We start from the raw sequence: 11562 nt of genomic DNA, 5'->3' as shown, positions 1-11562 counted from the left end.
CTTGAATGGTAAGATTTACAGAGGAAAATCTAAAAAATAGAGAAATTTAGACTTTCGAAATATGCTATAATAAAGAAAATAAAAACAAGAGGTTTATCATGACAAAATTATATGGAAGCTTGGAAGCGGGCGGTACAAAGTTTGTCTGTGCTGTCGGTGATGAAAACTTTAACGTTGTAGAAAAAACACAATTTCCAACAACAACTCCAATCGAAACAATCGATAAAACCATCGAGTTCTTCTCAAAATTCGACAACCTTGCTGGTCTTGCAGTTGGTTCATTTGGTCCGATTGATATTGATAAAAACTCAAAAACTTATGGCTTTATCACAACGACTCCAAAACCAAACTGGGCAAATGTGGACTTGCTTGGAGCCCTTCGTCGCGCCCTCAACGTGCCAATGTACTTCACTACAGACGTAAATAGCTCTGCTTATGGTGAAGTGGTTGCCCGTAACAATGCTGGTGGTCGTATCGAAAACTTGGTTTACTACACAATCGGTACAGGTATCGGTGCAGGTGTCATCCAACGTGGTGAGTTTATCGGTGGTGTGGGTCACCCTGAGATGGGTCATTATTATGTTGCTAGACACCCAATGGATATTGAAAAAGAGTTTAAGGGTGTTTGTCCTTTCCATAAGGGATGTTTAGAAGGCTATGCAGCTGGTCCAAGTTTGGAAGCTCGTACAGGTGTTCGTGGGGAAAACATTGAACTCAACAACCCTGTTTGGGATGTCCAAGCCTACTATATCGCTCAAGCTGCGGTCAATGCGACAGTGACTTTCCGCCCAGACGTGATTGTCTTTGGTGGAGGAGTCATGGCTCAACAACACATGCTGGATCGTGTCCGTGAGAAATTTACAGCTCTTCTCAACGGTTACCTACCAGTACCTGATGTGCGTGAATATATCGTGACTCCAGCAGTCGCAGGAAATGGTTCTGCCACACTTGGGAACTTTGTCCTTGCAAAAGAAGTTTCAAAATAAAGCACAAAATCCGCTTGGGAAACCAAACGGATTTTTTATGTGTCAAAGCATTTGCCAGAAAAAGTCAATAATATAGGTCAGACCGTAGGTATAAACCACGAGGGTAAAGGGTTTGGTCAGAATGATGATGGTCATATAGCGCTTGAAGCTCATCTTGGTCAGGGCAGCTAGCATACAGAGAAAGTCAGCTGGACTAATGGGCCAAATCATCATAAAGATAAAGAAACGGTCAAAACGATTGCCTTTATCCAACCAACCGATATACTTGTCATAGGTGCGCTTGCTGACGACAGACTGGACAAAGGCAGCCCCATAGAGGCGCACCAGATAAAAGATAATAGCACAGCCAATCACGATGCCGATATAGTTGTAGATAGTCCCGATGATGTGCCCGTAGATAAAGACGCCAGCCACAGAGGTCAAGGCCCCAGGAATGATAGGGACGACCGTTTGTAAAATCTGTAAAAAGATAAAGAGAGGTGGACCCCAGATACCTGCCTGCTGGATAAAGGCAGAGAGGGTTTCCTTAGACTGTAAAATCCCAGCCTGATAAGCCCAAATACAGAAAATCAAGGTGCCGACTCCCCCGACGATAGATGAGATATTGATAACCTGCTGCAGAAGGGGAGAAACAGCTTTCATTTGTTTATCCTGTGACATGTAAACTCCTCATAGATAGTATAACTCTACTATACCATATTTTGGAGGAGAAAGGGGGAAAGGATTGTTTTGGGATTAGAGGGAATTTCAAGAATTTAAACCTAATTTTATTCCAATTATAAAATTTAAGAACGGGTTTCATGATATAATGTGTATAAGTAAATTGAAGTTGGAGAAAATAAATGAAATCAACAATAGAGAAAATTAATAAATTTCGAGATGATCGGGATTGGAGAAAATTTCACAATGAAAAAGATTTAGCTATTTCTATCTTGCTGGAATCTAGTGAACTTCTAGAATTGTTCCAATGGAAGCAGCCTGAAGAAGTTACAACAAATTCTCTTGAAAGAATTAAAGAAGAACTAGCGGATGTGCTAATATATTCAATGATGTTAGCTGATAATTTACAACTGGATATAGAACAGATTATTGAAGAAAAATTAGAAAAAAATAAAGCGAAATATCCTGTTAAATTAAGTAAGGGGAATAATAAAAAATATACTGAATTATAGTGTTGAGTAACTGATATGAGTAAAATATTGAAACCAGTAATTGAAGAAGTAAAATATGAAAGTGGTTCATTAGACACTTTACAGGAAACTTTAAAAATCAGTTTTCGTGATGAAAACAAAATGCTATTGTTTGAATATCCGACTATATATATTGTAAATGATAAGAATTCAGATGGTTATAGTGTTTATGTAGGTGAAACAACAGATATTGTACGTCGTACAAATCAACATTTAGGTGAAATTAGAGAAGATTGGGCTAAATTTTTAAAATCAAATACTACTAAAATGTTTGTTATAGGTCATCATCACTTTAATAAGTCTTTGACACTAGATATTGAGAATAGACTAATGTTGTATTTATTAAGCGTTGATAATGTTTCAAATGTTCAAAATAGGCGAGGGAATCCTCAAAATAAATATTATACTTCTGATGAGCTTGATGAGATTTTTACCAAAATTTGGAGTTCGTTAAATAAGAAAAATAAGTATTTATTTCCAGCAGAAAGTATTGTTAGAAATTCTGCAATTTTTAAATCTTCTCCATTTCATAAATTAACCAATGAGCAATTAAAAGCGAAAAATAAAATCATTTTTAAAATTACATCAGCACTTAGTAAGAACGAGTTTGGAACTTTAATCTTGGTTAAAGGAGAAGCTGGTGCTGGTAAAACTGTTTTGATGAGTTCTTTAATCGATGATCTATTAAATTCTGATGACACGGATTTCCTAAGAGAAAATAATGCAATTAATTTGGTTGTTAATCATGATGATCAATTGAGTGTCTATAAAGAAATAGAGAAAAAGCTTGAATGGAAGAGTGGTTCAACTCTTGATGTTGCTATGAAACCAACCCAGTTTTTAAATGCACTGAAAAAACAAGATGTAGATGCTGGTATAGTCGTTATTGATGAAGGGCACTTACTTTTGACAGCAAAAAACCAAGCTTATCAAGGCGGCAATCATTTAAAGGATATTCTTTCAAAATCTAAAGTAGTCGTTCTAGTTTACGATGATAATCAAATAATGAATAAATCTCAAATATGGGTAGATGATTCATTTTTGACTTTACAGCATCAAGCGAGGTTGTCTGGTAATTTAATCGAATTAAATAATCAAATGCGTATAAAAGCTAGTGAATCTACAATTAGTTGGATTAGAAATATTATTGATAAAAGAGAAATTACCAAATTAAAAGAAGACAAGAACTATGATATCCAGATATTTAATTCTCCAAAGGAATTACAAGATGCTATTAAATTAAAAGATAAGAATCAACACTTAGGAATTTCTAGGTTAATAGCAACCTATGATTGGGATTATAGTAGTCAATCTAAACCAATAGATAAAGAGTATTGGTGTGTGGAAATAGACGACTGGTCATGTCCTTGGAATAGAGAATTACGTAGGGATAAAAAAGACTCTAAACTTTCTTGGATCGAACAATCACAAACAATTAATGAAGTAGGTTCAACTTTTACTGTTCAAGGTTTTGATTTGAATTACGCTGGGGTAATTATTGGTCCATCAGTCAAATATAGAAATGGTGAAATTAAGTTCGATATTTCTGCTAGTAAAAATAAAGGTGCAGTCCAAAATAGAAAACTCGACAATGGTGAAATGAGAAACTTTGGTGCAGATCTTTTAAAAAATGAATTAAATGTTTTACTAACAAGAGGAGTAAATGGACTGTATATATACGCAGTAGATGAAGAACTTCAAGCAGCTTTAAAAGATGCAATTTTATAAGAGTATAAGGTAGGAATAGATTTTTTTGAATCCAAACATGGTATAATGTCAGTTATGAATAATAACAACCAACGTGCCCTTTGCCAGCAACTTTGGGCGAGAAACAAATACCTCGTTTTGAGTCATTCCAGCAATATTTACAATGAAATTCGCCAATATTTGAAGAATGAAGAGGTGGAAGTGACTCATGTTCAGGAAATGATTGACCGTGCCTGTCAGATTCCAGAACACAGGGGTCAGGTTTGCAATGCCTTTCAGCATATTTGGGGCTATTTCAAAAAGAAAGCGACAGATGCTGAGCGCAAGGACTATATGTTCCTGCTGGATCGCTACCGCTTTGGTCAGTCTTCTAAGGAAGACTTGATTGCTAAGACTAGAGAGTTGCTTGATCGCTATCCAAATACCTATTTGCAACATTCGACTTTACTGAAAGGAGACACCCATGAGACTTTGGCATGAGACTTTGATTTCACAGCTTCCTCGTCCTCAACTCTTGGGGCAACATAGAGAGTGTTGCGCCCTGCGTGGCAATGGCTGGGGTAGAAAGCATGCGACGGTGGACTATGTCTTTACCCACTCGCCTTATCGTCTCTTTGCCTATCATCGCTTGATCATGGAGGAGATGGCTGACCGTGGCTACAATGTCAGTCCAGAGTGGATGGACAAGAACTACCGTGGTAAGATTTGTCCTTCTTATGAGGATTTACCTGAGGAGACTTTGACGAGCCCTATTTACAAGGAGCACGATGCTGCCTACTATAAGGAGTGTCTGGCAAATCTCCGAGAGAAGGGGATTGACTTATAGTCTTTTCTAATAACAAGTCATAGTCACTTATAAGAATTACTAATAACGCGTTTTACCAGTCTAACTAAAATACAGCTATAAAACAAGATACACAAAGGATTTGAGGCATTTTTCTCAGGTCTTTTTCTTTTGTTTAAAACAGAGATATAGTTTCAAACTATATCAAAGCCTAATTTTTTACAATTATACAGATGATTTCTTTTCTGTTAAGATAGTTTCAACAACAAATTTTGGAGGACACATCATGTCAACTACAATCATCGGTTTCCCACGTTTGGGCGAATTCCGCGAATTAAAATTTACAACTGAAAAATACTTTAGAAAAGAAATCTCAGAAGAAGAACTCTTGGAAGCCGCAAAAGGCTTGCGTGCTAAACACTGGAACATTGTCAAAGAAAAAGGCATCACTGAAATCCCATCAAATGACTTTTCTCACTATGATAACTTCCTAGATGCAGCTTTCCTTTTCAACGTGGTACCTGCTTCAGTTCAAAACTTGGACTTGTCTGACCTTGAGCGCTACTTCGCTTTGGGTCGTGGTTACCAAGGAGAAAAAGGAGACGTTCGCGCCCTTCCAATGAAGAAATGGTTCAACACCAACTACCACTACATCGTTCCTAAATTTGAAAAAGACACTCAAGTCAAACTTGCAGGTCACAAGATTTTTGATGAGTTCCAAGAAGCAAAAGAACTTGGATTGAACACTCGCCCAGTTCTTGTAGGTCCATTCACTTTCCTTCAACTGTCAGACTTTGAAGAAGGTGTGAAAGCAGAAGACTTCGTAGACAGCTTAGTAGCTGCCTACCAAGAAGTTTTTGCAAAATTGGCTGAACTTGGTGCGACTCGTATCCAACTCGACGAAGCTGCTCTTGTAAAAGATTTGACAGCTGAAGAAAAAGCTCTCTTCTTGAACCTCTACAACAAACTTTTGGCTGATAAAAAAGGTCTTGAAGTCTTGCTTCAAACTTACTTCGGTGATGTTCGTGACGTTTACGTTGACCTTGTGAACTTGCCAGTAGATGCTATCGGTCTTGACTTCGTTGAAGGTAAGAAAACTCTTGAACTCGTTAAAGGTGGCTTCCCAGCTGACAAGACTCTTTATGCAGGTATTGTTAATGGTAAGAACATCTGGCGTAACAATTACGAAAAGAGCTTGGCTATTCTTGAGCAAATTCCAGCTGAAAACATTATCTTGACAAGCTCATGCTCTCTTCTTCATGTGCCGTTTACAACTGCTAATGAGGAATTTGAACCAGCTATCTTGAACCACTTTGCTTTTGCAGTTGAAAAATTAGATGAGATTCGTGATTTGGATGCTATCCGTAATGGTCAAGGTGAAGAAGCACTTGCAGCCAACAAAGAACTCTTTGCGACTGAGCGTGTTGGTGAAAATGCTGAACTTCGTGCGCGTATCGCTGGTTTGACTGATGCAGACTACACTCGTTTGCCAGCATTTGCAGAACGTGAAGCCATCCAAGAAGAAGCTTTCAAACTTCCAGCTCTTCCAACAACAACTATCGGTTCATTCCCTCAAACTAAAGAAGTTCGTGCGAAACGTTTGGCTTACCGTAAAGGTGAATTGTCTCAAGAAGAGTACGATGCTTTCCTTGCTGAAACAATCGATGAATGGATCAAATGGCAAGAAGATATCGACTTTGATGTCCTTGTTCACGGTGAGTTCGAGCGTAATGACATGGTTGAGTACTTCGGTCAAAACTTGTCAGGTTACCTCTTCTCTAAAAATGGTTGGGTACAATCTTACGGTATGCGTGGGGTGAAACCACCAATCATCTGGGGTGATGTCACTCGTCTTAACCCAATCACTGTTAAATGGTCTAGCTATGCACAAAGCCGTACAAACAAACCTGTTAAGGGGATGTTGACTGGACCTGTTACAATTCTTAACTGGTCATTCCCACGTGAAGACATCTCTATCAAGGATTCTACTCTTCAAATCGCCCTTGCTATCAAGGATGAAGTGCTTGACCTTGAAGCTGCTGGTGTGAAAATCATCCAAATCGACGAGGCTGCTCTTCGTGAGAAATTGCCACTCCGTCGTAGCGACTGGTATGAAGACTACCTTGACTGGGCTATTCCTGCCTTCCGTTTGGTACACTCAACAGTAGCGCCAGATACACAAATCCACACTCACATGTGTTACTCAGAATTTACAGATATCATCCCAGCTATCGATAACATGGATGCGGACGTTATTTCCTTTGAAGCTAGCCGTTCAAACCTTGAAATCTTGGACGAACTCAAAGCGAAAAACTTCCAAACTGAAGTGGGACCTGGGGTTTACGATATCCACTCACCTCGTGTGCCGAACGAAGGCGAAATCGATAATACTATCGAAGCTATCCTTGCTAAAGTGCCAAGCAAGAAAGTTTGGATCAACCCTGACTGTGGTTTGAAAACACGTGGTATTCCAGAAACAAAAGAAAGCTTGATCCGCCTAGTTGAAGCAGCTAAAGCTGCGCGTGAGAAATTGTAAGATTAGATTTCTCCCTACAACGGTTGTTCAAAATGAAATCAAAAAGAAAAGGATAAGGACTATGTCACGCCAAACACCGTCACTCTCATTTGAAGTGTTCCCTCCAAACCCAGCAGTGGGTAATGATAAAATTATTTCATCCTTGCAGGACATGCAGGAGTTGGCTCCTCACTTTATCAGTGTAACTGCCAGCAATAATAAATTTAATATCAAGGAAACGACGGTTCGTTTGGCTGACTTTATCCAAAATGACTTGGCGATTCCGACTATTGCTCACTTGCCAGCCATCTATTTGACTAAGGACAAGGTGGCTGAAACTATTGCTGACTTGGACAAGGTTGGGGTGCAGAAAATCTTAGCTCTTCGTGGGGATATTATTCCAGATGTGGAACCACAAAAGGATTTCCGCTACGCAACTGACTTGATCGAGTTCATCAAGGAACAAGCCCCTCACTTTGATATTGTCGGTGCTTGTTATCCAGAAGGTCATCCAGATTCACCAAATCAGATTTCAGATATTCAAAATCTTAAGAAGAAAGTGGATGCAGGCTGTTCAAGCCTTGTAACTCAGCTTTTCTTTGACAATGAGCGCTTCTATGATTTCCAAGACAAGTGTATCTTGGCTGGGATTGATGTTCCTATTCATGCAGGGATTATGCCAATTCTGAATCGAAATCAGGCTCTCCGTCTCTTGAAGACTTGTGAGAATATCCATCTTCCACGTAAATTCAAAGCCATTTTAGACAAGTATGAGCATGACCCTGAGTCGCTCAGAGCAGCAGGACTTGCCTATGCGGTGGACCAAATCGTGGACTTGGTAACTCAGGATGTTGCCGGTGTGCATCTCTACACTATGAACAATGCAGAAACAGCAAAATACATCCACCAAGCAACACATGCTTTGTTTAATCACCAGTCCCTAGGATAATAAAAAGCAAACCATTCTTCTCAAGTGAGGGGAATGGTTCCTTTTTAATGGTAAAGACCGCACTTTTTAAGAAAAATATGATAAAATAGACTCTGTACGTACTTGATACAAAGATGAGGGTATTAAAAAAATAATGCATTTAAACTGAGAGTCTTAGATGCTTTAGCATCAAACCTTTCTCATGACTAACGGTAGGAAGAGCGACACGAACGAGTCAAATCGATATTATTTGACGAGAGAGTTAGTAAAGCATTTAGCTAATCGCCTGATAGCGATTAGCGTGAAAGATTTAGATACTTTAGTATCAAATCTTTCTAATGATTTGTATCTTGAAAACTGAACCCGGCCGAAAAGCTGTGTAAAAAAGATAAACTGTCTTGTCTTCATCGAAGACTTCGTCAGTTTCCTATTTTTACTTTGCTTTTGACGTCCTTGGTATCTTGATCTTTGTAGGCAAGGCGTATAATTTCATCAATCCAAAGGGGATTAAAATGACAAAACAAGTGTTTCAAACGACTTTTGCGGGTCGTGAGTTAATTGTAGAGACTGGTCAGGTTGCTAAGCAAGCAAATGGCTCTGTTGTTGTACGTTACGGTGAGTCAACTGTCTTGACTGCAGCAGTTATGTCTAAGAAAATGGTGACTGGGGATTTCTTCCCACTTCAAGTCAACTACGAAGAAAAAATGTATGCGGCTGGGAAGTTTCCTGGTGGCTTTATGAAACGTGAAGGACGTCCTTCAACAGATGCGACTTTGACAGCGCGTTTGATTGACCGTCCAATCCGACCAATGTTTGCGGAAGGTTTCCGTAACGAAGTCCAAGTCATCAATACAGTTCTTTCTTACGATGAAAATGCCTCTGCACCAATGGCAGCTATGTTTGGTTCTTCTTTAGCGCTTTCTATCTCAGACATTCCATTTGACGGACCAATTGCTGGGGTACAGGTTGGCTATGTGGATGGTCAAATCATCATCAACCCAAGTCAAGAACAAGCAGAGCAATCTCTCCTTGAATTGACAGTAGCTGGTACCAAACATGCCATCAACATGGTAGAATCTGGTGCCAAAGAATTGTCAGAAGAAATCATGTTGGAAGCGCTCCTTAAAGGGCACGAAGCAGTCAAAGAATTGATTGCCTTCCAAGAAGAAATCGTTGCAGCAGTCGGTAAGGAAAAGGCTGAAGTAGAATTGCTTCATGTGGACGCTGACTTACAAGCTGAAATCATTGCAGCCTACAACAGCGACCTCCAAAAGGCAGTTCAAGTAGAAGAAAAATTGGCTCGTGAAGCTGCAACTCAAGCAGTTAAGGACCAAGTTACTGCCGTTTACGAAGAAAAATATGCAGACCACGAAGAATTTGACCGTATCATGCGTGATGTGGCTGAAATTTTGGAACAAATGGAACACGCTGAAGTGCGCCGTTTGATTACAGAAGATAAGGTTCGTCCTGACGGTCGTAAGGTCGATGAAATCCGTCCTTTGGATGCGGTTGTTGACTTCCTTCCTCGTGTGCACGGCTCTGGTCTCTTTACTCGTGGGCAAACTCAGGCTCTTTCAGTCTTGACCTTGGCTCCGATGGGTGAAACTCAAATCATTGATGGTTTGGATCCAGAGTACAAGAAACGCTTTATGCACCACTATAACTTCCCTCAATATTCTGTAGGGGAAACAGGTCGTTACGGTGCGCCAGGTCGTCGTGAGATTGGTCATGGTGCCCTTGGTGAGCGCGCCCTTGCTCAAGTCTTGCCAAGTTTGGAAGAATTCCCATATGCTATCCGTTTGGTTGCGGAGGTCTTGGAATCAAACGGTTCTTCATCTCAGGCCTCTATCTGTGCGGGAACTCTTGCTCTTATGGCTGGTGGTGTGCCAATCAAGGCGCCAGTAGCTGGTATTGCTATGGGACTTATCTCAGATGGAAATAATTACACAGTCTTGACAGATATCCAAGGTTTGGAAGACCACTTTGGAGATATGGACTTTAAGGTTGCAGGTACTCGTGACGGGATTACAGCCCTTCAAATGGATATCAAGATTCAAGGGATTACTGCAGAAATCTTGACTGAGGCTCTTGCCCAAGCTAAGAAAGCGCGTTTTGAAATTCTTGATGTGATTGAAGCAACCATTCCAGAAGTTCGTCCAGAATTGGCTCCAACTGCTCCGAAAATTGATACCATCAAGATTGATGTGGACAAGATTAAGATTGTCATCGGTAAGGGTGGAGAAACCATTGACAAGATTATCGCTGAAACAGGCGTTAAGATTGATATCGATGAAGAAGGAAATGTGTCTATCTACTCTAGCGATCAAGATGCCATTAATCGTGCTAAAGAGATTATTGCTGGTTTGGTCCGTGAAGCCAAAGTGGATGAAGTTTACCGTGCTAAAGTCGTTCGTATCGAGAAATTTGGTGCCTTTGTCAACCTCTTTGATAAGACAGATGCCCTTGTTCATATCTCTGAGATGGCTTGGACGCGTACCAATAATGTCGAAGACTTGGTAGCAATCGGGGATGAAGTTGATGTTAAGGTTATCAAGATTGATGAAAAAGGACGTGTGGATGCTTCTATGAAAGCCCTTCTTCCTCGTCCTCCAAAACCTGAACGTGATGAAAAAGGCGAAAAGTCTGAGAGACCTCATCGCCCACGTTATCACAAGGATCACAAACCTAAGAAAGAATTTACAGAAACACCAAAAGATTCAGAATAAGAAAAGGAGAAATGTATGGGATGGTGGCGCGAAACCATTGATATCGTAAAAGAAAATGATCCAGCGGCCCGCACCACTTTGGAGGTTTTGCTGACTTATCCAGGTGTCAAGGCCTTGGCGGCCCACCGTCTCTCGCATTTTCTCTGGAAGCATGGCTTCAAACTACTGGCTCGTATGCACAGTCAGTTCTGGCGCTTTTGGACTCAGATTGAGATTCATCCAGGTGCCCAGATTGATTCAGGTGTCTTTATCGACCATGGTTCGGGTCTGGTGATTGGAGAGACGGCTATTGTTGAGACGGGAGTTCTCCTCTATCATGGGGTGACTCTTGGGGGAACAGGGAAAGACTGTGGCAAACGCCATCCGACCGTTCGTCAGGGTGCCCTTATATCAGCACATGCCCAAGTCATTGGTCCTGTAGAAATCGGCGAAAATGCTAAGGTCGGTGCAGCAGCAGTTGTTGTGGCAGACGTACCTAGTGATGTGACGGTTGTCGGTATTCCTGCTAAGATTGTCCGTGTTCATGGTAAGAAGGATGAGCCGGTCATTCACGAAGTCGAAGAAAAACGAGAGTACTACGTCAATAAACTCGAGCAGGCTAAAGATGCCAGTCACAGATCGTCGGGGCTATAATTTATGATGATTCTTTTATCTATTAACATTTTTTAAAAGATGATATTCGACTGAGTAGGTCGTAAAGTAAAAGGGCGACTATCAGCCCTTTTC

Annotated in this window: 10 protein-coding genes; 9 read left to right on the top strand and 1 reads right to left on the bottom strand. The window is 40.5% G+C overall.

What is annotated here, in order from left to right; genetic code table 11:
• Window positions 1–98 precede the first annotated feature (98 nt).
• A complete protein-coding gene (gene scrK, locus D8837_RS04030; RefSeq protein ID WP_049492068.1) occupies window positions 99–986 on the top strand; it encodes a fructokinase ScrK in 888 nt (295 codons plus the stop codon).
• Between the two features lie 42 nt (window positions 987–1028).
• Here the strand turns inward: scrK and D8837_RS04025 are convergent, their stop codons facing one another.
• The gene (locus D8837_RS04025) at window positions 1029–1646 is read right to left on the bottom strand and encodes a TVP38/TMEM64 family protein (RefSeq protein ID WP_125456276.1); all 618 of its coding nucleotides are present in this window, start codon (window positions 1644–1646) and stop codon (window positions 1029–1031) included.
• A 182-nt stretch (window positions 1647–1828) separates the two neighbouring features.
• Here D8837_RS04025 and D8837_RS04020 point away from each other — a divergent pair, with 182 nt between their 5' ends.
• From D8837_RS04020 to cysE, 8 genes are all read left to right on the top strand, one after another.
• Entirely contained in the window at window positions 1829–2158 is a 330-nt protein-coding gene (locus tag D8837_RS04020; RefSeq protein WP_000843086.1) for a MazG-like family protein, read from the top strand.
• Window positions 2159–2173: 15 nt separating this feature from the next.
• The gene (locus D8837_RS04015; protein WP_049492066.1) at window positions 2174–3904 is read left to right on the top strand and encodes a DUF2075 domain-containing protein; all 1731 of its coding nucleotides are present in this window, start codon (window positions 2174–2176) and stop codon (window positions 3902–3904) included.
• Between the two features lie 54 nt (window positions 3905–3958).
• Window positions 3959–4363: a YbgA family protein gene (locus D8837_RS04010; protein WP_049492169.1), complete on the top strand. Its 405-nt coding sequence runs from the start codon at window positions 3959–3961 to the stop codon at window positions 4361–4363.
• A complete protein-coding gene (locus D8837_RS04005; RefSeq protein WP_049492064.1) occupies window positions 4347–4709 on the top strand; it encodes a TIGR02328 family protein in 363 nt (120 codons plus the stop codon). The genes D8837_RS04010 and D8837_RS04005 overlap by 17 nt, the downstream gene beginning before the upstream one ends.
• Window positions 4710–4953: 244 nt before the next feature.
• Window positions 4954–7203, top strand: coding sequence for a 5-methyltetrahydropteroyltriglutamate--homocysteine S-methyltransferase (gene metE, locus D8837_RS04000; RefSeq protein ID WP_125456275.1), 2250 nt, complete (start codon window positions 4954–4956; stop codon window positions 7201–7203).
• A 61-nt stretch (window positions 7204–7264) separates the two neighbouring features.
• The gene (metF, locus tag D8837_RS03995) at window positions 7265–8131 is read left to right on the top strand and encodes a methylenetetrahydrofolate reductase [NAD(P)H] (protein WP_125456274.1); all 867 of its coding nucleotides are present in this window, start codon (window positions 7265–7267) and stop codon (window positions 8129–8131) included.
• Between the two features lie 491 nt (window positions 8132–8622).
• Window positions 8623–10836 carry a polyribonucleotide nucleotidyltransferase gene (pnp, locus tag D8837_RS03990; protein WP_125456273.1) on the top strand — a complete coding sequence of 738 codons (2214 nt, stop codon included), beginning with the start codon at window positions 8623–8625 and terminating at the stop codon, window positions 10834–10836.
• A gap of 15 nt (window positions 10837–10851) precedes the next feature.
• Window positions 10852–11469, top strand: coding sequence for a serine O-acetyltransferase (gene cysE / locus D8837_RS03985; protein ID WP_084950918.1), 618 nt, complete (start codon window positions 10852–10854; stop codon window positions 11467–11469).
• Window positions 11470–11562: the final 93 nt, after the last annotated feature.

Source organism: Streptococcus mitis (genome assembly GCF_003942965.1).
GTDB classification, from domain to species: domain Bacteria; phylum Bacillota; class Bacilli; order Lactobacillales; family Streptococcaceae; genus Streptococcus; species Streptococcus mitis_BH.
The sequence above is the reverse complement of the archived record's forward strand: the minus strand, read 5'-3'. Positions and strand labels throughout refer to the sequence as shown.